The organism is Fictibacillus barbaricus (assembly GCF_014635025.1).
Classification (GTDB): Bacteria; Bacillota; Bacilli; order Bacillales; family Fictibacillaceae; genus Fictibacillus; species Fictibacillus barbaricus.
Genome location: NZ_BMCE01000007.1, coordinates 1 through 23,369 on the forward strand (window position 1 = coordinate 1; position 23,369 = coordinate 23,369).

The following is a 23,369-nucleotide window of genomic DNA, read 5'->3' on the forward strand; positions in this document are numbered from 1 at the left end:
CTTTTGTTCAGTTTTCAAAGAACTTTTTTGTTGCTTATTTCGTGCGTCGCTCGTTTTGGCGACTTTATTAGATTACCATGTCGCAGCCCTCATTGTCAACAGCTTTTTTCAAAAACTTTTAATCGTTTAAGTGAAGCTTTCAACAAGTTAGTATTTCCTTGCGACGAAGAATAATATACCACCATTTTCGCTCTTGTACAATAGTTTTTTTGAAAAAAAGATTACTTTTATTTTTGTCATCATATAGTGATCGTGCATTATACCAAATAAGCTTGCTTCAAGACATGCTCTGCACAAGATATAGTGAAATGATATTACTGCAGCTTCCTCTAATAAACCACATTTCAATAAGGCCGTTTCAAGCACATTGACAAGGTTTATCTCCTAATAGAACAAAAAAACCAGCACAAGGCTGGTTTTTAATGATTCATTATTTTTCAGAGTGACGCATTTGAGGGAATAACAGTACATCACGGATAGAAGGTGAGTTTGTTAAAAGCATAACTAGGCGATCAATTCCGATTCCTAGTCCGCCGGTAGGAGGCATACCATATTCAAGAGCCTCTACAAAGTCTTCATCCATCATATGTGCTTCGTCATTACCTTCCGCGCGCTCTTTTAGTTGTTCTTCAAAACGTTCGCGTTGGTCGATTGGATCGTTAAGCTCAGAAAAAGCATTTGCATGCTCACGGCCTACGATAAATAATTCAAAACGATCCGTAAACCGTGGATCTTTAGGGTTCTTCTTCGCTAGAGGAGAGATTGCAACTGGGTGGCCGTACACGAATGTAGGTTGAATCAGCTTCTCTTCAACAAAGTGCTCAAAGAATTCATTTACAACATGGCCATAAGACATGTTTTCTTTTACAGGAACATTATGCTTTTTAGCTAATTCGCGTGCTTCTTCGTCTGTCATTTCTGTCCAGAAGTCTACGCCAACGGCTTCCTTAATCGCATCGACCATATGAACTCTCTTCCAACGAGGCTTAAGATCTACTTCATAGTCACCATACGTTACAGTTGTTGTTCCAAGGACATCTTCTGCAATATGAGCGATCAGGTTTTCAGTCAGTTCCATGATATCTAAGTAATCTGCATATGCTTCATACAGCTCGATCATTGTAAATTCAGGATTATGACGGGTAGAAACACCTTCATTACGGAATACGCGTCCAATTTCATAAACCTTTTCAAGTCCCCCTACGATAAGGCGCTTTAAGTGAAGCTCGATTGCAATACGCATATAAAGCTCCATATCAAGTGCATTGTGATGCGTAATAAACGGACGAGCCGATGCTCCACCTGGAATAGAATGCATTGTAGGTGTTTCTACTTCTAAATAACCGTGATCATCTAAATAGCGGCGCATAGAACGAATGATCTTAGAACGAGAAATAAAAGTATCTTTAACTTCCGGATTCATGATCAGATCTACATAACGCTGACGGTAACGCTGTTCCACATCTTTTAAACCATGGAACTTATCAGGAAGTGGTCGCAGAGATTTCGTAAGAAGCTGGAAGTCCTTCGCTTTAATAGAAAGTTCTCCTACTTTTGTTTTGAAGACTAATCCCGTTACACCTACCCAGTCACCGATATCGATCGTATTGAATAGTTCATATTGCTCTTCACCAACAGCATCTAATCGAACGTAGATTTGAATTTTACCTGTAAGGTCTTGAATATGAGCGAATCCCGCTTTCCCTTTTCCGCGCTTTGTCATTATACGACCAGCAAGGGTTGCTTCGATCTCTTCGCTATCCAGGTCTTCTTTTTCCTTTTCACCGTATTGAGAAACCAAATCGGCCGCTGTGTGTGTACGGTTGAATTTAGTACCAAATGGGTCTAGTCCCTTTTCTGTTAGAGCAGCTAACTTCTCTCTTCGTACACGCAGCAAATCATTTAATTCTACTTCTTGACTCATGGGAACACTCCTAGCTTTAGCAGTTTTGAATATCAATTATGGTATAAGTTAAGTTATCGCCTAAAGGAACACGAACACTAAACGTTGAATAAACGGCTTTTCCTAGTGCAGCTTTTGCAATAGGAGATTCAATAGAAATCATATTTTCCCGAGGATCCGCTTCGAATGGGTGAACGAGCGTATACGTATACCTTTCTTTATAAACCGTTTCCTCTATTGTAATGGCAGAGCCTGGTTCTACAAAATATCCTGGTTCCCTTACAATCGGCCAAGTACTGGACTGAGATAATATATCCTCTATCTCGGCCATCCGTGACTGTATGAATTCTTTTTCCGGAGAATGCCTGAATTCCTTTTTGCGTTTTGTTAGGTATTGAAGTTCTTTTTCTAGATTCCTGGTGCCTTCTTGTGTGAGTTTAAGCATAGCCATAAGCTATTCCTCCTCAATTTTTAAATAAGGAAAACACCGGATGCTGAATATGTTGTTTTTAAGCAAACAACAGCCAGTCATCTGATGATCTGGCTGTATTTCACTATCATTAGCTAATTTTTTGCTGTAAATCTTCTAGTTGATCAACGTAACCAAATAACAGCTTACTCATATCATCACGAGTTGTCATCTGGTTGATCTCATTACGGACAGAGCCCGTTTTTGGCAAGCCTTTCAGGTACCATGCTGCGTGCTTTCTCATTTCACGAACCGCAACATCTTCACCTTTTAGCTCGATTAAACGATCCATGTGAAGTATGCAGATGTTCATCTTCTCGCGAGCAGTTGGTTCTGGAGCAATCTCTCCGTTTTGAAGATATTGTACAGTACGGTAAAGCATCCAAGGGTTACCCAGAGCCGCTCTTCCGATCATAACACCGTCCACTCCATATTTATCAAGGCGGTCTTTCGCTTCCTGTGGAGTAGAAATGTCTCCATTACCGATTACCGGAATCGATACATTTTTCTTTACTTCTCCAATGATGTCCCAGTCTGCTGTTCCTTCATACATTTGAACACGCGTACGCCCGTGAACGGCTACTGCCGCTCCGCCTGCACGTTCAACTGCTTGTGCATTCTTAACCGCATAGACATGGTCTTCATCCCATCCGATACGCATTTTAACAGTAACCGGTTTTTGAACAGCGTCAACCGTTGCTGCTACCATCTCGTAGATCTTGTCTGGATCTAAAAGCCACTTAGCTCCTGCGTCACATTTTGTGATCTTTGGAACCGGACATCCCATGTTTATATCAATAATATCAGCGTTTGTATGTTTATCAACGTATTTAGCTGCTGCTACGAGAGATTCACGTTCTCCGCCAAAGATCTGCAGACTAAGTGGTTTTTCGCGTTCATCAACATAAAGCATCTTTAAAGATTTTTCATTCTCATAAAGAATTCCTTTGTCACTAACCATCTCTGCACATACAAGTCCAGCTCCGAATTCTTTCGCGATCAGACGGAATGCAGGGTTGCAAACACCAGCCATAGGTGCTAGAACTACTGGGTTCTTCATTGTAATATCACCGATTTTCAACATCCGTTTCACCTCTTTTCATCTGTTGTACTATATCTATCGTCTTACTGTAACTCTTCAACGTTAATACTGAATTGATTCGCTATTTTGTGAAGCAAATCGATTTTGGGCTTTCGGCTGCCTCTTTCTACCTCACCAAGAACGGACACGGAGATCCCGATATCTTTAGCGAGCTGTTCTTGCGTATAGCCTTTTAACTTTCTGAACGCACGGATGCGTCTTCCCAGTCGGTCTTCTTCCATATGCGTACACCTTCTTTATCTCTTTGTTCGCAAAGGACATGATGCAACGAAATCGATTTCTCCGGATAAACATCATCAGGAGCGATTTCACTTAGAGGTATGAGAACAAACGCCCTTTCAAGCATACGTGGATGTGGAATAGTTAACACTTCCGTCTGTATACTTACACTATTATACAATAAAATGTCAAGGTCTATTGTTCGAGGTCCCCATTTTTGAAGCCTTTTTCGGTCTAGTTTCGTCTCTATCTCTTGCATTTTACTCAAAAGTTCATGTGGAGAGAGTGTAGTTTTGAGCTTTAGGGCTAAATTTAAAAACACAGGCTGATCAGTAAAGCCAACGGGGTCTGTTTCATAGATGGATGAAACGGACTCAATTAAAATCTCAGGATACTCTCCTAAGAGGGAGATTGCTTTTTGCAGCAATTCCTCTCTGTTACCCATGTTCGAGCCAACTGATAAATAAGCGATATGATCTCCTGCCATCTATGCGCGCCCTCTTGTGATCTCAACCGCTACCGAATCGTAATGACCTGGAATGGGGGGATCTGGTTTTATGACCTTTATTGTTACTTCATCTATAAGAGTAAACCTTCCAAGTAGTGAAGCAGAGATCGTTTCAGCTAATGTTTCTAATAACTTTACTGGTTCGCCTTCCACTATTTCCTTTACGGCGTTATAGACTTCGCCATAATGAACCGTTTGTTCGAGGTCATCTGTAAGCCCCGCTTTTGAGAGGTCCATCGACAAAACTGCGTCAACGTTAAAACGCTGCCCTAGTTTTTGCTCCTCTCCAAACACACCGTGATAACCGTAAAATCTCATGTTGTTTACAAATATTTTATCCATGGGAAACTGCTCCTTTTTCGAGCATAATATCCATCATCTTTGCCATTCTGCTAATTTCCTTCACATCGTGAACACGCACAATAGAGCAGCCTCTTTCAATACCAAGGCAGACTGTCGCACCCGTACCTTCAACCCGTTCTTCTACGGGAAGATCAAGAGCTTTTCCGATCATTGATTTTCGTGAAGTACCTAATAAAACAGGATAGCCCATATCCACGATTTCATTAAGTCTTCTTATCGCTTCTAGGTTCTGCTTGAAAGTCTTCACAAAACCAACACCCGGATCCAAAATGATATTGTAAGGATTCACTCCCGCTTTTACTGTAATCGCGATGCTATGGTTTAGATCAGCGATAACATCAGGCATAAACTCTTGATAGTTTGTATCAAACCGGTTATGCATCAAGATAACGGGCACATTCGTTTCTGCCATCACGCTCGGCATATCTGGGTCGTATTTTGCTCCCCATACGTCATTGATGATATGAGCTCCAGCTTTAACAGCTTGATACGCGGTTTCTGCTTTGTACGTGTCGATAGATAAAGGAACATCTACTTCATTCTTCAAAGCCTCTATTACTGGAATTACACGCTCCAGCTCGTTTTCTAACGATACTTTTTCAGCTCCAGGTCTCGTGGATTCACCGCCGATATCGATAATATCAGCACCATCTCTCACCATTTGTTTCGCATGGGAGACGGCTTGCTCAATCCGGTTGTGATGACCGCCATCTGAAAACGAGTCAGGTGTTACATTAAGAATTCCCATAACAAATGTCTTTTTTGAGAAATCCAATACATATTCACCACATGTAAGCTTAGGCTGTTTCATTAACATTTCATGCATGGCTTATCTACCCTTTCAAAAAAACATCAATCGTTCGGCGTTTTTCTTTCGTATGGGCCTTATAAAGTGAAAGATACGACTGAAAAACTTCACCTTCGGCCCCAGGAAATACTTTATGTTCAAACCGCTTTACCGGTACGAGTTCTTGGATCGAGTTAGTGAGAAAGACTTCATCAGCTTGAACTAATTCTTCTATTTTATAATTCCCTGTTTTTAGAGGAATGTTCAAGGATTCTGACACATTCATAACCCATTTTCTAGTGATTCCCTCTAAAATTCCTGTAGAAGTTCCAGGAGTGAACACCTGGTTTTGCTTAACCCAAAACAAATTTGAGACTGTACCTTCACTGATGTACCCTTCTTTTGTTAGAAAAACACCTTCCTGGTTCACATCTGAAAGCTCTCTTTTACCAAGGATGCTGTTTAAGTAATGATGCGACTTTAACCGTTTTTCACCCTCTGGCGTGTTTCGGACGGTCTTTAGCAGGATCAGCTCTTTTTCTGAAACAGTATCTGTTTGTACAAGAGGTTTTGTATATAGAATAACTGTTGGTTCTTCGTAGGTTTCGGTTTGAAGACCAATATCTCCAGCTCCACCCGATACATTTAATCGAAAGTACGCATCACTCATCTCGTTCCTGCTTAAGAGGGTTTGGACCATTTTAATAACTTTATCTGAATCAAGTTCCAGACGAATATTCAGTTCATGTAAAGCTTCATGCAATCGGTAAAGATGTTCGTCGATCAAAAACGGAAAGCCGTCGTACGTTCTAAACGTTTCAAAGGCACCCACACCATACATAAATCCGTGGTCATACGGTGAGATAACAGCTTCCTCCTTTGATACGACTTTTCCATTTAAATAGATGTACATGATGCGTTTTTGCCCTTATAAAAATCGATAAAGTTTCGTAAGAGTTTCTTTCCGTCTTCCGTTAAAATGGATTCCGGATGATATTGAACACCCTCGATCGGGAGCTCTTTATGACGGATTCCCATGATCTCTCCTTCTTTCGTCCAAGAAGAAATCTCAAAACACTCAGGCAGCGTTTCCCTTTTTACTATTAAAGAATGATAGCGTGTTGCCGGAAACTCTTGAGCTAGTCCCGCGTAAACAGTCTTTCCGTCGTGGAGGACAGGTGACACTTTGCCGTGCATCAATCGTTCTGCTCGTACAACATCTCCTCCAAATACTTGCGCAATCGACTGGTGGCCCAAGCAAACACCGAAAATCGGAATTTTCCCAGCAAAATATTGAATCGCTTCTAAACTGATTCCCGCTTCATTTGGTGAGCACGGTCCCGGGGAAATCATTAAGAAATCCGGGTTCAATTGCTCTATTTCTTGTATCGTTATCTCATCGTTTCGTTTTACGACTAGTTCCTCGCCCATCTCCCCTAGATATTGAACGAGGTTATACGTAAAAGAATCATAGTTATCAATCATTAAAATCATCTCGTCTCTTCTCCTCTCATGTGCTGTGTTAGACCAAAATTGACCCGAGCTCGCTCTGCTCTTTGGCTCGCCACAGCGCCTCTGCTTTTTTTAGACTCTCTTTGTATTCACTTTCTGGTATGGAGTCAATCACAATACCAGCACCCGCTTGAACGTGTGCAGTTTCATTTTGACATACCATCGTGCGAATTGCGATATTCATTTCTGTGTCCCCATTAAAACCGATCCAGCCGATGCTGCCTGTATAAACACCTCTTCGTACAGGCTCGAGCTCCTCAATGATCTCCATCGTTCTCACCTTTGGAGCTCCAGTGATTGTACCGCCTGGGAAAGTCGCTTTGATACAATCAAACGCATCACACTCAGGTCTTAATGTTCCGATCACATTGGAAACAATGTGCATCACATGTGAATACCTTTCAATAACCATGAATTCGTCCACTTTTACACTTCCATAGACGGAAACCTTACCAAGATCATTTCGCTCTAAATCTACGAGCATAACGTGTTCGGCACGTTCTTTCTCATTTTCAATCAACGTGTTAGCAAGCTCTAGATCTTCTTCCTCCGTTCTCCCGCGTGGACGTGTACCTGCTATAGGACGAGTAGAGATCACATCACCTTTTTTCTTCACTAAAAGTTCAGGTGAAGCGCTAACGAGCTGAAAGTCAGGTGTCTCTAAATATCCCATATAAGGAGAAGGGTTAATTCTTCTCAGTTCTTCGTATACGTTAAAAGGAGTTGTTCGTAAAGCTTTTGATTGACGAACAGACAAGTTTACTTGGAATACGTCACCGTCAGAAATATAATCTTGGATTTTTTTAACTGCATCTACAAATACCTCTTCTGTCATAGAGACATGTTTGAAATCCTCAACAGGGTAGCTCTGTTCATCTTCAGAAGCATCTTCTTTAGATAACGGTGCTTCCCACATCTCCTTAAATGCACGAAGCTTGTCTAAACAATAAGGTGTGTTCTTCTCTTCTCCAAGCACAATCAACCAAAGCGTGCTTGTCTCATGATCGTAAACAAAAACATCTTTAAACAATAAGAAATATAAGTCCGGCAAACCGAGGTCATCTTCTGATGTAGTTGGAAGCTTTTCAAATTCACGTGTAAGGTCATAGCTAAGATATCCGATTGCCCCCCCAGTGAAGTCCGGCAATCCCTCTATCTGTTCAATTTGAAAATCTTTAAACCAGTTTTGAAATTGTTCGTACACCGATCCTTTTATAACAGCAGAGCCTTCCTCTGTTTTAATCGTTAAAACATCATCTTTTCCTGAGACTTCAGCAAAAGGGGATAACCCAATAATGCTGTACCTGCCTGTTCTTCCGCTCTCTAATAAAATATGGCGGGGCTCTGTTGCAGCTAATGATTTATATTTATAAAACCACTCATCTTTAGATAGCGGTAAACACGAATGCATGACATGCCATTTTTTATTCATCCCCATATGGTCACTCTCCCAAAAATCTTCTGTTTACATTGTACATGAGGTGTTTCACTTTGGCACACCTTTCTCCCAATTTCCTGCATTTTCATGAGTTTTGTCTCCACTTAAATGAGGACTGTTAAACTTCGCTGTTGCTTTTTAACAAAAAAGGAGTGGCTGAATTGCCGCTCCAGGATACTCGCTTCAACTACCTTTTTATCCAAGGATTGCTAACACATCTGAATGAAAACCCTAATGAAAAAAGCCCCCATAAGGGAGCTCTAAAAGGTTAGTCTTCAAATTGGTACAACGGTGTACTTAAGTATCTTTCACCGTTACTTGGAATAATTGCTAGAACTTTTTTGCCTTTGCCAAGTTTCTTCGCTACTTTTAAAGCAGCTGAAATCGCAGCACCTGAAGAAATCCCGCCTAAAAGACCTTCTTCACGTGCCGCTCTTCTTGCCCATTCAAAAGCTTCGTCATTTGTGATGGTTAACACTTCGTCATAGATATCCGTCTTTAAGATGTCCGGTACAAAGCCCGCGCCGATTCCTTGAATCTTGTGAGGTCCTGGTTTACCACCTGACAAGACGGGTGAATCAGTTGGTTCGACCGCATAGATTTGAATATCCGGAAATTTTTCTTTTAAAACTTCTCCTGCACCCGTAATGGTTCCGCCTGTACCGATTCCAGACACAAAAGCATCTAGACCGTCTGGGAATTGTGACACAATCTCTTGTCCTGTTGTATCTCTGTGAATAGCAGGGTTTGCTTCGTTCTTAAATTGCTGAGGCATAAAATAACCATTTTCCTTTGCTAACTCTTCTGCTTTTCTGATGGCTCCGCCCATTCCTTCTGGTCCAGGAGTCAAGATCAGTTCCGCTCCATAAGCTCTTAGGAGGTTTCTTCGTTCTAAACTCATGGTTTCAGGCATTACAAGTATGGTTTTATACCCTTTTGCAGCTGCTACCATCGCCAATCCAATACCTGTGTTTCCGCTTGTCGGCTCAACGATCGTATCTTCCGCTTTTAATTTTCCGCTCTTTTCTGCATCTTCAATCATCGCTAGTGCGATACGGTCTTTTACACTGCTTCCAGGGTTCATGAACTCTAATTTCAGATATACGTCTGCCATATCTTCTGTTGTAATTCGGTTCAATTTTACAACAGGGGTCTGACCAATCAGTTCTGTAATTGATTGTGCCACTCTTGCCATTTGCCATCACTCCTAAAACCGAGTATTTTTATTGGATTTATTGTAGCAACTCTGGAAATCATCTGTCAATTTAATTGCATATATGCGTTTTCTATTACCATGGTACGCAGAAGGTTTTATTTTCATGTATAAAACAAAACCCGGAAAAAATTCCGGGTTTACGCTTTTGCTTGTTCCAGCAGGTTTTCAAGTTCTTCTTTTGAAAAGATATAAGTGGCATTACAGAATTGACAGTTCGTTTCAGCTTGACCGTCTTCTTCTATAATATCTCTTATCTCTTGCTCGCCTAAACTGACAATCGCTTGTCCGAACCTTTCGTGTGAACATGTGCATTGAAAACGCACAGGGGATTTCTCTAGTATCTGAACCTGATCTTCTCCTAAAAGCTCAAATAAGATTTCCTCTGGTGTCATTCCCTTTTCGATCAACCGAGAGATAGGCGGAATCGCGTTAATTCTTTCTTCTAAAAGATCAACAATGCTGTCTGACGCATTTGGCATGACCTGAACAATAAAGCCGCCAGAAGCTTTAATCGAATTATCAGGGTTTACTAATACTCCAACACCAACCGCAGAGGGAACTTGTTCTGAAGAAGCAAAATAGTATGTGAAATCTTCACCAAGCTCTCCTGAAACCATTGGCACTTGGCCGGTAAACTTCTCACGCATACCAATGTCTTTTAACACCGATATGAAGCCATCTTTCCCAACGGCTCTTGCGACATCCAGTTTACCTTTGCTGTTTAGTTCAAAGTGTGTATGCGGGTTTGTTACATAACCTCTGGTCTCGCCTTTTGTGTTGCTGTCAACGATGATGACGCCGATTGGCCCGCCGCCTTCAATTTTAACTGTTATCTTATTGTCTTCACCTTTAAGCATCATACCCATCATAGTGGATGCTGTCATAGCTCTTCCTAATGCAGCAGATGCTGTTGGCCATGTATCATGTCTTCTTTGTGCTTCACTAACCATCTCTGTTGATGAGATCGCATAAGCACGGATTTGCCCGTCAAATGCCAGGGCTTTTATTAAATAATCATTCATCGTACTCACCCTTTAGCCGTTCTTATTTTTATCGTAAATAAGCAAGAGACCTTTTAATGTCAAAAATGGATCGACGTGATCGATCACGCTGCTTTCAGCTGCAATCAGATTCGCAAGACCGCCAGTTGCGATAACTTTTGGCTCGATAGAAGTTTGTTCCTTCATTCTTTTTACGATACCCTCTACTTGTCCAACATATCCATAAAGAATGCCTGCTTGCATAGCGTTAACTGTATTCTTACCGATTACGCCCTCTGGCTTGGCAATCTCGATCCGCGGAAGTTTAGCAGCCTTCGTATAAAGAGCTTCTGTAGAGATATTGATTCCAGGTGCAATTGCCCCACCCATATATTGTTTGTTTTCATTGATATAACAGTACGTAGTAGCCGTACCAAAATCAACGATAATAAGCGGCGAGTCATATTCATGAATCGCTGCAACTGCGTTAACAATGCGGTCTGCCCCTACTTCTCTAGGGTTCTCATACTTGATATTCAATCCAGTCTTTATTCCAGGCCCTACGACTAACGGCCGCTGGTTAAAGTATTTAAAACACATACGCTCTAGAGCGAACATGATCGGTGGAACTACTGAGGAAATAATGATCCCTTCGATTTGCTCTTTATGAATATTAACATGACGGAACAAATCGAGTATGAGCATACCATACTCGTCTTCTGTTTTTTCACGTGATGTATGAATCCTCCAATGATGTTTTAATTCATCATTTTCATAGAGCCCTAAAACAATATTCGTATTTCCGACATCAAACACAAAAATCATGGAATTTGTCCCCGCTTCTTATCTTAAGTTTCTATATTAGTTATAACATAAAAAAAATAGGAGTAAAGCAACCCAGCTTTATTAAGGCTATTTTCGTAAAGTTGCTACTAGAAGTGGTTGATTTCCACTCCAGGATACACAAAGAAATTTTTAACAAACGGGAAAGATTATCTGAGCTAAAAAGAAAAAGGATACCTCAAGATCTGAGGCATCCTTTCGAAATTAATCTTGTTTTGGTTTTTCTTCATCCTTCTTGTTAAGTGTAACCTTAACATCATCAGATGGTTTTGAAATCGTCTTTTTGTCAGGCAGCTGGCCTGTCTTAACGAGTTCCTTGATTTGTTCTTCATCTAGTGTTTCTACAGTAAGCAATGTTTGTGCGATTATCTCTAGCTTAGAGTTATGTTCAGTCAGAATCTGACGGCAGCGCTCATAAGATTCTTTAATGATACGCTGAACTTCTAGATCAATTTCATGCGCGATCGCGTCACTGTAGTTTTGCTCATTGTTAAAGTCTCTTCCTAGGAAGACTTGACCGCCTTGGGAAGAACCGAACTGCATCGGTCCTAGGCGTTCACTCATACCGAATTCTGTAACCATGCGGCGAGCAATGCCTGTCGCACGCTGGAAGTCGTTATGTGCACCTGTACTTACTTCATTGAACGTAATCTCTTCGGCAACACGTCCTCCAAGAAGTCCAACGATCTTATCTTCAAGTTCAGGTTTTGTCATGAAGTAGCGGTCTTCTTTAGGCAGCATTACAGTATAACCACCAGCTTGACCACGAGGAACCACCGTAACTTTATGAACCGTATCTGCTCCTTCAAGAACTAAGCCGATAACTGTGTGACCAGCTTCATGGTAAGCGACGATGTTCTTTTCTTTTTCAGAAATAACACGGCTCTTTTTAGCAGGTCCTGCGATAACACGATCAATGGCCTCATCAATATCATCCATATCGATCTTTTTCTTGTTTGTACGAGCAGCTACAAGGGCGGCTTCATTTAGTAAGTTCTCAAGATCCGCTCCAGAAAATCCTGGTGTACGCATCGCGATTGTCTTTAAATTAACATCCTCTGCAAGCGGCTTGTTGCGCGCATGTACTTGCAGAACTTCCTCACGTCCTTTAACATCTGGACGGTTAACCGGAATCTGACGGTCAAAACGTCCCGGACGAAGAAGGGCAGGGTCTAGAATATCGGCACGGTTCGTAGCAGCAATGATGATGATCCCTTCGTTTGCACCGAAACCATCCATTTCAACTAGCAATTGGTTAAGCGTTTGCTCACGCTCGTCATGGCCTCCGCCAAGTCCAGCACCACGCTGACGTCCAACTGCATCGATTTCATCGATAAAAATGATACAAGGAGCGTTTTTCTTAGCATTTTCAAACAAGTCACGTACACGGGATGCACCGACACCAACAAACATCTCAACGAAATCAGAACCTGAAATCGAGAAGAACGGTACGCCAGCTTCTCCTGCAACAGCACGTGCAAGAAGCGTTTTACCAGTACCCGGAGGTCCTACTAAAAGCACACCCTTCGGAATACGAGCACCTAATGCAGAGAACTTGCGCGGGTCTTTCAAGAACTCAACCACTTCAACTAATTCTTGTTTCTCTTCATCGGCTCCGGCTACATCTTTAAACGTAACCTTTTTCTTTTCTTCGTTGTAAAGTTTTGCTTTACTCTTACCAAAGTTCATAACTCGGCTGCCGCCGCCTTGTGCCTGGTTAAGTAAGAAGAAGAATAAGATAAAGATAATGACAAACGGAATAATTGATGTAAAGAATGTCACCCAGCCACTCGTCTGCTCCTGCTGTTTAAATTCTACATTCGCAGTATCAGCAAGCTGTTCAATCTCAGCGAGAGTATTGCCAGTTAACGGAGCGTTTGTTTGGAATACTTCTCCTTCTTTAGCTCCCTCAAGCTGGCCGCGAACAACATATACGCCGCCCTCAGGCTGGTAAACGATGCTTTCTACTTTGCCTGATTCAATGTACTTTGTCAGTTGGTCATAACGAATTTCTTTTACTTCATTGTTGTTGCCATTAAAAAAGCTGACAACTCCAACAACAACTAAAAAGATTAATAAATAAAATATAGTATTACGGAAGATGCGATTCATTCCTTACCTCCTTAGGCGAACAATCAAATCTTATGCGGTTTTTTATTCTTTCTTTTCGTAAATCTCTGGCTTTAATACACCGATATAAGGCAAGTTACGGTACTTCTCGATATAATCCAATCCGTAGCCGACAACAAAAGCATCAGGAACGATAAAACCGGCAAGATCCGGAGTAATATCAATCTTTCGTCCTGTTGGCTTATCTAGCAAAGTTACAATCTTAACCGATTTCGCTTTGCGCGCCTTAAACAGTTGAACCAGGTAGCTAAGCGTTAAACCACTGTCAATAATATCTTCTACAATGATTACGTCTCGACCTTCTAAGGAAGTATCTAAATCTTTAACAATTTTCACTTGACCGGAAGAAACGGTAGATGCACCATAGCTGGACACTGCCATTAAGTCGATCTCGAGATGGATATCCATACGTTTAATCAGGTCAGCCATAAAAGGAAGAGCACCTTTTAAAACCCCAATTACTAATGGAAAACTTTCCTTATATTCCTCAGATAGCTCTTTTCCAAGTTCTTTGATCTTGTTTTGAATAGCTTCTTCGGATATAAGTGTTTCTAAAATTTCATCATGCATGTTCAACAAGCCTCCTAGACGTCATGGCGATTTTTTTGAAAGTGTAAGATTACCCAATGTTCAGAATGATTTATTGTGTGGCGTCTTTTGTGTTTCAGTCCGGGAAGCCAAATGATATTTCCGTTTGCATCAACAACAACCGGCCAAACTTTCCGTTCTTCCTGTGGCACTTTAGCATCAATAAATATATCTTTTAATTTCCGAGAACCAACGCCGGCAATCGCCATCCGGTCACCTGGTCTGCGGCTTCGAACTCGTAAAGGGAGACTTACATCATTCATTGAAAACACAAAAACATCTTTTCCTCTTAGTAAAGCCGGCTCACGATCTGTTATTTCAGCAGTCAGCAGTCCATTCGGCAATTCAACATGGCCAGGCAGCTCTAATGAGTAATCAAAACCCGATTCTTCTTCGCGTTTGATCGGCTCAAAACTTAATAAACATCTGTCATAAGTTCGGCTGACAACAAGACCTGACGGAAAATGCAAAGACCCGGATGGATGCTCACTTCCGAGCAAACCAAGAAAGTTTTCCTTATGTACAGAGGAAAGAGATGAAGGATTTAATTTATACAGATAGTTCAATATTAGTGTAATCCCTCTTTTTTGTAAAGGAATAGGCATCTTGTTAAAAGCGGATACAGATAACTCTATTTTCCCCTCTGTTTGCCTGATTAAAACCTTTTCTAACTCTATTTTAGCCAGTTCCAATATATACGCTTCATCTTCCGAAATAGTTTCACTTAAATACTGAAATCTTTCATGCACGTTGGGATTTTCCTGTTTTAAAAAAGGCAATATATTTTTTCTGAACCGGTTTCGGACATATTTTTCACTTTCATTGCTAGGATCATATACAGGAAATAGTTTTTCTACTTTACAATAATGCTCGATTTGGTCTTTTGTTATTCCTAAAAAGGGGCGAATAATTTCTCCGCCTGCAAAAGGACGTCTTACGGGTATCCCAGCTGAGCTGAACCCTTCGCTGCCTCTCGTCATCCTCATCAGCATCGTTTCCACTTGGTCATCCCCATGGTGGGCGAGCGCAAGTGCGTCAGCGTTATATTTTTTCATAACTTTTTCAAAAAAGGCATATCTGCAGCTTCTGGCAGCAGTCTGCAGCGATAAGTGATGTTTCTTTTGGAAGCTTGCAACATCTCCCTGACCACCTTCAAATGTAATAGCTCGTTCCTCGCAAAATCTTTGTACGAAGGCAAGCTCACGAGCAGATTCATCACCTCTGAGCTGATGATCAAACGAAGCCGCGATTATACTGATGTTATAAAGAGAAGACCTTTTCCATAAGAAGTGCAATAGGGCAAGTGAATCCGGTCCACCTGAAACGCCTATCACTGCCGTTCTTACAGTCGAAAGAAGCTGGTGTCTTCTAATAAAGTTCTCTGCATCCTGCAATCCTAAACCGCTCCTTCACGTGGGATTTCCTCTTAAAATCATAACAAAGAATTGCAGGAACGAACACCAATTACATCGTCTGACCCAGCATGTAAAACAAGTACACAATAAAGACGAAGGTAAACACTAGTAATGTTTCTGTTAAAAAACTGCTTTGTTTTTTCTTCTGGGCTTGTCTAGTTGCAGGTTTTTGTATGGCTGTGCGGCTTTTTTTTAGTGGTGTTTTCCCTTTTTCTTTTGCATTTAATAAGAGAACCAGTTCATTTCTCATTTCTTCTGCATTTCGATATTTTCCGTTCCATGCTTTTTCCAATATTGAAGCATATGGTTTCAGCATAGGACTGCCCGCTATTTTTGCCTGCATCTGTTTATCCGGGTCGCTTGCTTTAGTGAATCGTGAAGGGTACGCCAAGTTGACCATCACCATTCCCGCTGAGAACAGGTCATATGAGGGTTCTGCTTTTCGAGTGCCTTTTCCCCAGTATCCCCGGTCATAGAATTCGGTATATTCCTTGATGGATCTATCCATTATAGTAGTACCTCCAACATCTATCCATCTGATTCGAAAAGGAGGTCCTGTAACAAGCAGATTATCAGGTTTTAAGTCACCGAAAGCCCAGCCAGCCTGGTGGAGTGTGTGCAGATCTGTCAAAAGCTGAACGAGCAAGATGCCAGCCCACTCTGGAGATCTTGTTTTCATAAAATCAAAAAGTGTTTCTCCTTTTAAATATTCCATCACATAGAATGGATATGTTCCGTTTCGCGTCAGCCAGTCATCCACATCGATTAAAGAAGGCCCAAGGACTTTTCCCTGGACCTTAGAAAAACGCTTCAGCACGTTCACCTCAGATGTGATCGACATCTGGTCATGTCCGATCTTCAGCGCAACCACCCCGTGGTCAGAATCAGCTAGATAGACAGCTCCTGTTGCGCCATAGCCTAGTCGACGGCGAATGCGATACCTGTAATGACTCCACTTTCCGCGTATTTCTTCTCCGACAGCTAGGTTACATACTGGACTCGTTCGTATATCCTGGGGCATCATCGGCCAAGAATCTCCTTTTTGAAGAACGTTTTCGGCTAAAAGCGGCAATTCCTTCTTTTATAGCAGGTCCTGTTGGCGTGATTCCGCCAAGTGTGAGTTTAGAGAAGATTTTACCGATAGAATCAAGCTTGGATGACCAGCTTAATAATTCTTCTGCTTCTGTCTTTTTTCCTGGGAAGGCAAAAATCGAAAACTCATTATCACCGATTCTGGAATTCAACGAGATCGATAGGTCAAGCAGGGATTCTTGAACCGTAAGCATCTTGTCTTCCATTGAACCTGAAGCATCGATAAGAACCAGAATTTCTAGATTCATTGTTTCTCCCATTTCATCTACGACTTCAATAACTTCTCCTCTTTTATCAGGAGGAAGGTCTTCCATCGTAGACTTACTTCCTAATATTTGCTGCAACTCAGCGTTAACGACTCCTTTTATCGTTTGTGCCATTGCTTTTTGTGTTACCATCTTAACGGTTTGTGCCAAATGCTTCGTATAAACGACTTGGCTGATTCCACCACCAGCCATGGCGATCTCTTCTACTTCTTTCAATCCTTGTCTATGGTACTCAGGTGCGTTTTCATTTAATACACCAATAACATTGACAGCGATACCTTGTTCATTAGCAAGCGCAGCCATTGCTACCGGGTCTTCACCTTGGTTCGAACACCCATCCGTTATTAGTAAGATCTGACGCAGCGTTCCTTTGGTTCGCATCACTCTAGCCCCTCTCGAATACGATTTTAAACTATTACCATCTTTGTCAAGATTACTAGAGTTTATACGCTTAAAAGTGACTCCTTACAAACAGAAAAGAGGCTTCCTCTTCCTCTTTGAAAGAGAGATGCCTCTTATTCTCATAATCTATTGAGCTTTTTTACGGTTAAGGTTTACCTTCGGGTAATGCGGCACTGTCGCCCACTTCGGAATATTTTTTTCAATCTTAGTTACCGCAACTGTCATGTCGTCCTCGATTCCATTGTTTCCAGAACGAATCACTTCCTCCATGATCAGATCTGCAATTTCTTGAGGATCATCTGTATCGATCTCTCTGATCTTGCGCTTCAGCCACGCATCAATGTTTTCAATATGACGAGGCGCTTCATAGATTCCGTCACTCATCATAATTAAGATGTCTCCTGCTTTTAACTGTTCATCGACAACATCCACATCAAAATCTTGGATGATCCCCATCGGAAGGTTGCTCGCTTCTACCGTCTTCACTTGATCACCGCGTTTAATGAAGCTTGGTGTAGAACCAATTTTTAAAAATTTGGCTGATGCGTCCTGCAGATCAATCATCGCAAGATCCAGCGTTGAGAAGATCTCATCTGTCGTGCGCAGTGATAACACTGAATTGACTGATTTAATGGCTACTTCCTCTTCAATTCCCGATTGAAGTATCTTTTGAAGAAGCTGAAGTGTCTCATTACTTTCTAAAAAGGCTCTTTCTCCGTTACCCATGCCATCGGCAATAGCAACAGCAAATTTACCTGCACCAATTTCAATCGTCGAATGGCTGTCTCCAGAAAGCCAAGCCCCTCCTTTAGCTGCTGATGCAATCCCGGTTTCAACCACATATTCCCGCGCTGAATGAAACGATAGATGACAGTATCCAGTCGCATAGTTTGCACATTCTTCATGTGTGACGATAATGGTCTCCTCTAAAATATCTGATAGGATCGGTGCGATCAGTTTCTCAGCGATCCCCGAACCGCCGCAAAACGGTATCGTCATCTCAATATCTACATTAGATGCTTCTAGACTGTAGATATCTACATGACCGACATCAATGCCTGCTTGAGAAAGCGAATCTTTGATCTGCTCCTCTTGAATTTGATGATTTTCTTGTTCACGCTGAATCTCTTTTGCAAAGTTACCCATTACTTGCGAAACACCCATCAGCTGATCTGCCACCAACCGGCGGCTCTCTTGTACCTGGATCTTTAATTTTTGAGAGGCTCTGTATTGTGATAGTTCTTGTTTCATTAAGTCCGTAATCTTTTGAGGCTTGATGCAGTGTTTTTCCCAATCTCGCTTTAACTTTCTATCCTTTATATCACTATAATCTTCCTGCTCCACCATCAGTTTTGTCATCAGGTCATAGGTGGTCGTAAAGTTCTGAGCCCAGCATTGTTCCTTTTTGAAACAAGTCTGACACGTTTTTTCTGTGATGTTGCTCAAGAACAGATCGACTTCACGTGTGCTCTCCTCTTCGTTTAACGTAGAGCCAACCGATTGAAACGAATGTGATAGAGCTTGGAATAGACTCGAGAACCTTTCAACACGGCTTGCCGTCACATCACGAATCTTCTTTAAGTATTGCTGCTGCTGCATAGAATGCTCTCTTGTTCCAGGTACATACTTTGAGATGTTGCTGATCGCTGTTTTTGGCGTCAACAAGAATAACAGGATCGCAAAGCCGGACTCCATTAAGGTAGAAGTAATTTCATTCCGCCCTTCGCCATACAGACCGATCAGTACTGTACCGATGACCAGACCTAAGCTTACGCCTAATCGCTTGCCTTCTTTTAAAAGGCCCCCGAGTAAGCCTGAGAATGCGAGCAAGCTCATCTGAGAAAGGCTCGCCACTTGTGCGAGACTAAGGATAAGGCCTGTTACCACTCCAACCGTGGAACCAATCGCAGCGCCTCCTACGAACGCAAACAGCAATACTAAATACCGGGAAACGACGTGTTCAACCGATACATCATTAATTTGCCATCCAATCGTTCCTGTCATAACAGATGCTAGAAGAATCATTAAACAAACAATTTCTTCATTCTTCAGTGACTGAGGTATCTTTTTATTTGTTAAAAGCGGAATACTTTGCAAAAATATTAAAGCTAGTACAAGGCTTAAGCCTCCTTCAACAAGTGCGAGCATCGTATCAACCCGTTCTAATCCTCCTTCACCAAACATTGAAAATAATGTTCGTGTAATTAAGGAGGACCCGAATACTAATAGCGGCAGGCTTTGTATGCGATTCTTTATGAAAAGGTCCGTTCCTTTTTGGAGACATGCATAAATCAGCAATGCACTTAGAAAGAACAAGGCATTTATAGGCTGAAGTGTCATAGCACCGGCCACTACAGCAAATACGGCAATGCCTGTCCGCTCTTTTCGCAAAACAAAAACACTGGCTGCAAAGGGTAAAGCAAATGGAGACATCTCAGCTAAAATCATAGCTCGTCCTAACAAAAAGCCAATTCCAAACAACAGCATTCTCCAATTAAAAATGCTCTGGTTCAAAAGCTGAAGCCATCTCTTACTCGTTTTATAAACCGCTTGCTGTCCTCTTTCTACCCACACCATTCCTCTGATCGGTTCGAGTACTTCTTGTTCAACCTTCTGCCACATCCCACACACCACCCGTTTCCAATTTGTGTAACCATTATAAACAGGTTTAGAACAAAGATTTTGTCAAAAGAGCAATGTTATCTCAAAAAACTTCTCGACGGACTTCCCCACCATTTCACGATAGAAGAGCAAAAGGGGACACCATTCGTATAAAAATGAAAAAGACGCCTTGGAATATAAAGAAATAAAGAAGAATTATGAAGAAAAATAAAAAACGAATACCTTTAAAGGGGATTTTTTTGAATTGAAATAAAAAAGAGCACCCTGCATGGGTACTCTTTGAAGGTTTATATGTAGATGCCAAATTAAAAATGGTAGCGGCGGAGGGAGTCGAACCCACGACCTCACGGGTATGAACCGTACGCTCTAGCCAGCTGAGCTACACCGCCATTTGTAAAAGACACAAGTAGTATATTACAAGAATCCTACCATACTGTCAACGGTTTCTTTAAAATTTTGTCGAAAATGTTTTTCGCCTCGATTTTTACGGTTGCTGTTTTGGACAAACAAAAAGCATCCTACGATCAGGATGCTTGCCATATATAGATGAATGAGCATTAAAAATGCAACAATTATCCTCTTCGGCCGCCGCGGCCACCTCTTTTTGATTCAGTACTACGCTTTAAAGTAGTGAGTCGGTCTTCACTATCTTTAAGGAACTTATTCATCTTATCCTCAAAAGATAATGCAGTAGAATGGTTGTTTCCACCTCGGTTAGGACCTTTGCGGTTTTTGTTAAATCCGCCTCTAGAAGGGGCTGGTCTAGCAGAAGCAGCATTTTCTTTTGCTTTCTTAATAGACAGACCGATCTTACCGTCCTTTTCGATGCTCATAACCTTTACTTCGACTTGATCACCAACTTTAAGAAATTCGTTGATGTCCTTTACGTAATTATCCGCAACTTCGCTAATATGCACAAGTCCTGTTGTACCCCCTGGCAGCTCAACAAACGCTCCAAAATGAGTAATCCCAGTAACTTTCCCTTGCAACTTGCTGCCTACTTCAATTGACATGCAAAAAATGCTCCTCCTTAAAAAATCTCAAAAGATATCAATACTTATTATACAATCGAAAAAATCTGCGTGTCAATCAACGCTTAATGCTTTATTCTGGAAGTTTAAAGATTGTTTCACCGGGCTTTGACATAAAAAAGTCGCGTCTGGCGATTTCTCCAATGTATTCTTCGTCTTTTAGTTTATTCACTTCATCTTTAAGTTGTGCCTTTTCTTCTAAAAGAGCTTTATATTCATCACTAAGCTCTTTTTGTTCCAATTGTTTTTCATTTAAAAGGGAAAGCTGTTCTGCAATACCCGTTATAATTAAAAAAGCAAAAAAGGAAAATACGATAAAAGCCCCCGTTAAGCGCCTGTACAAACCGCGCTTACGTTTAGCGATCACCTTCTCATGGCGTTCTTTATTCTGGATGTAATGTGAGTGAATCTCTGTTATTTTCTTTTGGCGCATTTGTTCGCTGTTCCCCTCCTTTACTTCTTTTTTCCCTTCCAATTGCTGACTTTATTCTTCGCCGATTTCAAAAACCCTGCAAGTTTGAAATATTTCTCCTTTAAATTATACCATTTTTGCTTAGGAATGAAACGCCATATAAGCCGTCCCACCCACTTAAAAGGAGAGAAAAGAATCATAAATATGACCATAACAAGTTTACGCAAAATATTAAATAGGTATAAAAGAATGGCCGTAATGAGCATAATTAACCATTTTATCGGCATAACGATTAAAGAGTTAAGTAAACGGTATATAAAACGATACAATGAAACAACTGCTTTAACCATCCATTCTAAAAGCTTCTTATACATTCGATCAAAGAGCGCCCGGTAGGCAGCATAACCACAAATGAGGGCAATAAAAATATAAAAGCGAATTTCTGCGTGATTCACGTGAAGAAGAACATAAAAGACCAGCAAAGCCTGTACCAGCCAAAAAAGCAGATCATTTAGAAAATGAAGCCAGTGCCACTTCCGCTTTTCATGGATGAACCGGCTGTACGTATCGACAGCCATGCCGATCCATATTCCCATGAAAACCATTGACAGCATGGTTTGAAACTGAACGGTTAAGGTCATTTGAACAATTTGCCAAAGAAGCCTTTATTCTTTTCACCGGTCTGCTGGTCCAGGTAAACGAGGTCAAAAACTTTGCCTTCAATATTCACAACACCTGATTCCACATCCAGGTTCTTCATCTTCAAGTTCATCCCGCGAATCGCTAAAAAGCCCATCGTCGTCTCAAGCAGGAATTCTTCGTTATCAAAACTCTCTACCTGTTTAACCCCTGTGATCTCTAAACTCTTTCTTCCTATCATCCTTACATCGTGATTTGGTGTACTCACTTTTTGATTATATCCGTTAAGATCGTATCGTTGGTCCATACATTCCCCTCCTCTATTCCATACAAATGTATGAAGCTGGTGAGGGGAATAGAACAAGCTGTATCGAAATGCTGAGACAGCCGTTCAGACAAGACAAGCACTTAATTCTTGACTGAAGACACGCTTTTTGTGTCACAGGGAAAGAGGAAAGTGACCTCGACCGGTTAGCCCCGCGGTACACATTCTATCGATATTTGTAGACTCGTGGATATAACTCCAATTTTTGTGGATATATTAGACAAACTCGTGGAATTAATACCGGAATTTATGGAATTACAGCTAAAACTTTTGGAATTAACGTTTTCAGACTCTCATCCGAAGGTATATGTCACCTTGTTTGTACTTATTAGAGAGCCTATATGTGCTAGATCAACCTCATTATTTTAATTCAGAACAGTTTTGTTTCCAAAACTGCACCTAAATTGATATTAATTTCGCATTAAACAGCGTTCAACTGCTGAAAATGGAAAAGAACCTGAAAAATTCAGGTTCTTTACTCAGTCGTTTCGATGCGGTTTTCTTCGAGGACCGTATACATGTTATCCGCGTCCTCTTTTTTGGTCGTATCTTTAAGCTCGTTGACTTTAACCTTCACAAGCTTTTGGCCAAAACGAATCGTAAGCTCGTCCCCTACTTTCACATCAGAAGAAGCTTTTGCCTGCAATCCGTTAATCGAGATACGGCCTTGATCTGAAATCTCCTTCGCAACGGTTCTGCGTTTGATCAAGCGGGAGACTTTCAGAAACTTATCTAGGCGCATGCTTACTTTACAGCTTCTTTCAGCTTGTTTCCTGCTTTAAATGCCGGTACTGTTGCAGCCGGGATTTGAATTTCTTTCCCTGTTTGAGGGTTGCGGCCTGTACGGCTTGAACGCTCACGAGTTTCGAAAGTTCCGAATCCTACGAACTGAACCTTGTCTCCGCCTTTAAGAGCAGCAGTGATCTCATCGATTACGCCATTAACGACTGTTTCTACATCTTTCTTTGTAAGTCCTGATTTTTCTGAGATATTTGTTACCAATTCATTTTTGTTCATTTTTAATTACCTCCTTGTTTATCTACCACATTAATTCGGCAGAAACCCCTTATAATTAAGGGTTCTTGTTATTTCTCGAGAAAATATTCT

25 protein-coding genes and 1 tRNA gene are annotated in these 23,369 nt (G+C 41.3%); all 26 read right to left on the reverse strand.

From position 1 onward, the window contains the following. Window positions 1-430: 430 nt before the first annotated feature. Window positions 431-1,924 (reverse strand): lysine--tRNA ligase, encoded by a 1,494-nt coding sequence (gene lysS, locus IEV52_RS20910; protein WP_188404500.1) that lies wholly within the window; start codon window positions 1,922-1,924, stop codon window positions 431-433. A 16-nt stretch (window positions 1,925-1,940) separates the two neighbouring features. Next, complete coding sequence (locus IEV52_RS20915) at window positions 1,941-2,354, reverse strand: GreA/GreB family elongation factor (protein ID WP_188404501.1); 414 nt, start codon at window positions 2,352-2,354, stop codon at window positions 1,941-1,943. A gap of 109 nt (window positions 2,355-2,463) precedes the next feature. After that, complete coding sequence (gene dusB, locus IEV52_RS20920; RefSeq protein ID WP_188404502.1) at window positions 2,464-3,456, reverse strand: tRNA dihydrouridine synthase DusB; 993 nt, start codon at window positions 3,454-3,456, stop codon at window positions 2,464-2,466. 41 nt (window positions 3,457-3,497) lie between these two features. After that, window positions 3,498-3,695: a helix-turn-helix domain-containing protein gene (locus tag IEV52_RS20925; protein WP_188404503.1), complete on the reverse strand. Its 198-nt coding sequence runs from the start codon at window positions 3,693-3,695 to the stop codon at window positions 3,498-3,500. Continuing rightward, a complete protein-coding gene (folK, locus tag IEV52_RS20930; protein ID WP_188404504.1) occupies window positions 3,647-4,180 on the reverse strand; it encodes a 2-amino-4-hydroxy-6-hydroxymethyldihydropteridine diphosphokinase in 534 nt (177 codons plus the stop codon). Before folK ends, IEV52_RS20925 begins: the two co-directional genes overlap by 49 nt. Then, window positions 4,181-4,543: a dihydroneopterin aldolase gene (gene folB, locus IEV52_RS20935; RefSeq protein ID WP_188404505.1), complete on the reverse strand. Its 363-nt coding sequence runs from the start codon at window positions 4,541-4,543 to the stop codon at window positions 4,181-4,183. Next, window positions 4,536-5,381, reverse strand: a complete 846-nt coding sequence (folP, locus tag IEV52_RS20940) for a dihydropteroate synthase (protein WP_188404550.1) — start codon at window positions 5,379-5,381, stop codon at window positions 4,536-4,538. Before folP ends, folB begins: the two co-directional genes overlap by 8 nt. 16 nt (window positions 5,382-5,397) lie before the next feature. Beyond that, the gene (gene pabC, locus IEV52_RS20945) at window positions 5,398-6,264 is read right to left on the reverse strand and encodes an aminodeoxychorismate lyase (protein WP_188404506.1); all 867 of its coding nucleotides are present in this window, start codon (window positions 6,262-6,264) and stop codon (window positions 5,398-5,400) included. Then, a complete protein-coding gene (gene pabA / locus IEV52_RS20950; protein ID WP_188404507.1) occupies window positions 6,249-6,845 on the reverse strand; it encodes an aminodeoxychorismate/anthranilate synthase component II in 597 nt (198 codons plus the stop codon). The genes pabC and pabA overlap by 16 nt, the downstream gene beginning before the upstream one ends. A 28-nt stretch (window positions 6,846-6,873) precedes the next feature. Then, complete coding sequence (locus tag IEV52_RS20955) at window positions 6,874-8,295, reverse strand: anthranilate synthase component I family protein (RefSeq protein ID WP_188404551.1); 1,422 nt, start codon at window positions 8,293-8,295, stop codon at window positions 6,874-6,876. 274 nt (window positions 8,296-8,569) lie between these two features. Continuing rightward, a complete protein-coding gene (gene cysK, locus IEV52_RS20960) occupies window positions 8,570-9,496 on the reverse strand; it encodes a cysteine synthase A (protein ID WP_188404508.1) in 927 nt (308 codons plus the stop codon). A 158-nt stretch (window positions 9,497-9,654) separates the two neighbouring features. Next, the gene (hslO, locus tag IEV52_RS20965; protein WP_188404509.1) at window positions 9,655-10,539 is read right to left on the reverse strand and encodes an Hsp33 family molecular chaperone HslO; all 885 of its coding nucleotides are present in this window, start codon (window positions 10,537-10,539) and stop codon (window positions 9,655-9,657) included. Between the two features lie 12 nt (window positions 10,540-10,551). Further along, on the reverse strand, window positions 10,552-11,322 hold the full coding sequence (locus IEV52_RS20970) for a type III pantothenate kinase (protein WP_188404510.1): 771 nt from the start codon (window positions 11,320-11,322) through the stop codon (window positions 10,552-10,554). Between the two features lie 222 nt (window positions 11,323-11,544). Beyond that, window positions 11,545-13,452 carry an ATP-dependent zinc metalloprotease FtsH gene (ftsH, locus tag IEV52_RS20975; RefSeq protein ID WP_188404511.1) on the reverse strand — a complete coding sequence of 636 codons (1,908 nt, stop codon included), beginning with the start codon at window positions 13,450-13,452 and terminating at the stop codon, window positions 11,545-11,547. 42 nt (window positions 13,453-13,494) lie between these two features. Further along, complete coding sequence (gene hpt, locus IEV52_RS20980; RefSeq protein WP_188404512.1) at window positions 13,495-14,040, reverse strand: hypoxanthine phosphoribosyltransferase; 546 nt, start codon at window positions 14,038-14,040, stop codon at window positions 13,495-13,497. 14 nt (window positions 14,041-14,054) lie between these two features. Next, on the reverse strand, window positions 14,055-15,452 hold the full coding sequence (tilS, locus tag IEV52_RS20985; protein ID WP_188404513.1) for a tRNA lysidine(34) synthetase TilS: 1,398 nt from the start codon (window positions 15,450-15,452) through the stop codon (window positions 14,055-14,057). Between the two features lie 70 nt (window positions 15,453-15,522). Next, window positions 15,523-16,497, reverse strand: coding sequence for a serine/threonine protein kinase (locus tag IEV52_RS20990; protein ID WP_188404514.1), 975 nt, complete (start codon window positions 16,495-16,497; stop codon window positions 15,523-15,525). Continuing rightward, a complete protein-coding gene (locus tag IEV52_RS20995) occupies window positions 16,460-17,212 on the reverse strand; it encodes a vWA domain-containing protein (RefSeq protein WP_229754404.1) in 753 nt (250 codons plus the stop codon). Before IEV52_RS20995 ends, IEV52_RS20990 begins: the two co-directional genes overlap by 38 nt. 147 nt (window positions 17,213-17,359) lie before the next feature. After that, window positions 17,360-19,855: a stage II sporulation protein E gene (spoIIE, locus tag IEV52_RS21000; RefSeq protein WP_188404516.1), complete on the reverse strand. Its 2,496-nt coding sequence runs from the start codon at window positions 19,853-19,855 to the stop codon at window positions 17,360-17,362. 312 nt (window positions 19,856-20,167) lie between these two features. After that, window positions 20,168-20,244 (reverse strand) — tRNA-Met (locus tag IEV52_RS21005). Between the two features lie 183 nt (window positions 20,245-20,427). Next, window positions 20,428-20,868, reverse strand: a complete 441-nt coding sequence (locus IEV52_RS21010; protein ID WP_188404517.1) for a S1 domain-containing RNA-binding protein — start codon at window positions 20,866-20,868, stop codon at window positions 20,428-20,430. A gap of 91 nt (window positions 20,869-20,959) precedes the next feature. Further along, window positions 20,960-21,319 (reverse strand): FtsB family cell division protein, encoded by a 360-nt coding sequence (locus IEV52_RS21015; RefSeq protein ID WP_188404518.1) that lies wholly within the window; start codon window positions 21,317-21,319, stop codon window positions 20,960-20,962. A 20-nt stretch (window positions 21,320-21,339) separates the two neighbouring features. After that, on the reverse strand, window positions 21,340-21,939 hold the full coding sequence (gene yabQ, locus IEV52_RS21020; RefSeq protein WP_188404519.1) for a spore cortex biosynthesis protein YabQ: 600 nt from the start codon (window positions 21,937-21,939) through the stop codon (window positions 21,340-21,342). Further along, the gene (gene yabP / locus IEV52_RS21025) at window positions 21,936-22,244 is read right to left on the reverse strand and encodes a sporulation protein YabP (RefSeq protein WP_188404520.1); all 309 of its coding nucleotides are present in this window, start codon (window positions 22,242-22,244) and stop codon (window positions 21,936-21,938) included. Before yabP ends, yabQ begins: the two co-directional genes overlap by 4 nt. 493 nt (window positions 22,245-22,737) lie before the next feature. Beyond that, complete coding sequence (locus IEV52_RS21030; RefSeq protein ID WP_188404521.1) at window positions 22,738-23,004, reverse strand: RNA-binding S4 domain-containing protein; 267 nt, start codon at window positions 23,002-23,004, stop codon at window positions 22,738-22,740. A 2-nt stretch (window positions 23,005-23,006) separates the two neighbouring features. Continuing rightward, a complete protein-coding gene (locus tag IEV52_RS21035) occupies window positions 23,007-23,279 on the reverse strand; it encodes an HU family DNA-binding protein (protein ID WP_188404522.1) in 273 nt (90 codons plus the stop codon). Window positions 23,280-23,369 lie beyond the last annotated feature (90 nt).

Bases quoted from the DNA above. Each gene is read 5' to 3' on its own strand.
- lysS (WP_188404500.1), bottom strand. From the start codon at position 1,924: ATGAGTCAAGAAGTAGAATTAAATGATTTGCTGCGTGTACGAAGAGAG.
- IEV52_RS20915 (WP_188404501.1), bottom strand. From the start codon at position 2,354: ATGGCTATGCTTAAACTCACACAAGAAGGCACCAGGAATCTAGAAAAA.
- dusB (WP_188404502.1), bottom strand. From the start codon at position 3,456: ATGTTGAAAATCGGTGATATTACAATGAAGAACCCAGTAGTTCTAGCA.
- IEV52_RS20925 (WP_188404503.1), bottom strand. From the start codon at position 3,695: ATGGAAGAAGACCGACTGGGAAGACGCATCCGTGCGTTCAGAAAGTTA.
- folK (WP_188404504.1), bottom strand. From the start codon at position 4,180: ATGGCAGGAGATCATATCGCTTATTTATCAGTTGGCTCGAACATGGGT.
- folB (WP_188404505.1), bottom strand. From the start codon at position 4,543: ATGGATAAAATATTTGTAAACAACATGAGATTTTACGGTTATCACGGT.
- folP (WP_188404550.1), bottom strand. From the start codon at position 5,381: ATGTTAATGAAACAGCCTAAGCTTACATGTGGTGAATATGTATTGGAT.
- pabC (WP_188404506.1), bottom strand. From the start codon at position 6,264: ATGTACATCTATTTAAATGGAAAAGTCGTATCAAAGGAGGAAGCTGTT.
- pabA (WP_188404507.1), bottom strand. From the start codon at position 6,845: ATGATTTTAATGATTGATAACTATGATTCTTTTACGTATAACCTCGTT.
- IEV52_RS20955 (WP_188404551.1), bottom strand. From the start codon at position 8,295: ATGAATAAAAAATGGCATGTCATGCATTCGTGTTTACCGCTATCTAAA.
- cysK (WP_188404508.1), bottom strand. From the start codon at position 9,496: ATGGCAAGAGTGGCACAATCAATTACAGAACTGATTGGTCAGACCCCT.
- hslO (WP_188404509.1), bottom strand. From the start codon at position 10,539: ATGAATGATTATTTAATAAAAGCCCTGGCATTTGACGGGCAAATCCGT.
- IEV52_RS20970 (WP_188404510.1), bottom strand. From the start codon at position 11,322: ATGATTTTTGTGTTTGATGTCGGAAATACGAATATTGTTTTAGGGCTC.
- ftsH (WP_188404511.1), bottom strand. From the start codon at position 13,452: ATGAATCGCATCTTCCGTAATACTATATTTTATTTATTAATCTTTTTA.
- hpt (WP_188404512.1), bottom strand. From the start codon at position 14,040: ATGCATGATGAAATTTTAGAAACACTTATATCCGAAGAAGCTATTCAA.
- IEV52_RS20990 (WP_188404514.1), bottom strand. From the start codon at position 16,497: ATGATGCCCCAGGATATACGAACGAGTCCAGTATGTAACCTAGCTGTC.
- IEV52_RS20995 (WP_229754404.1), bottom strand. From the start codon at position 17,212: ATGCGAACCAAAGGAACGCTGCGTCAGATCTTACTAATAACGGATGGG.
- spoIIE (WP_188404516.1), bottom strand. From the start codon at position 19,855: ATGTGGCAGAAGGTTGAACAAGAAGTACTCGAACCGATCAGAGGAATG.
- IEV52_RS21010 (WP_188404517.1), bottom strand. From the start codon at position 20,868: ATGTCAATTGAAGTAGGCAGCAAGTTGCAAGGGAAAGTTACTGGGATT.
- IEV52_RS21015 (WP_188404518.1), bottom strand. From the start codon at position 21,319: ATGCGCCAAAAGAAAATAACAGAGATTCACTCACATTACATCCAGAAT.
- yabQ (WP_188404519.1), bottom strand. From the start codon at position 21,939: ATGACCTTAACCGTTCAGTTTCAAACCATGCTGTCAATGGTTTTCATG.
- yabP (WP_188404520.1), bottom strand. From the start codon at position 22,244: ATGGACCAACGATACGATCTTAACGGATATAATCAAAAAGTGAGTACA.
- IEV52_RS21030 (WP_188404521.1), bottom strand. From the start codon at position 23,004: ATGCGCCTAGATAAGTTTCTGAAAGTCTCCCGCTTGATCAAACGCAGA.
- IEV52_RS21035 (WP_188404522.1), bottom strand. From the start codon at position 23,279: ATGAACAAAAATGAATTGGTAACAAATATCTCAGAAAAATCAGGACTT.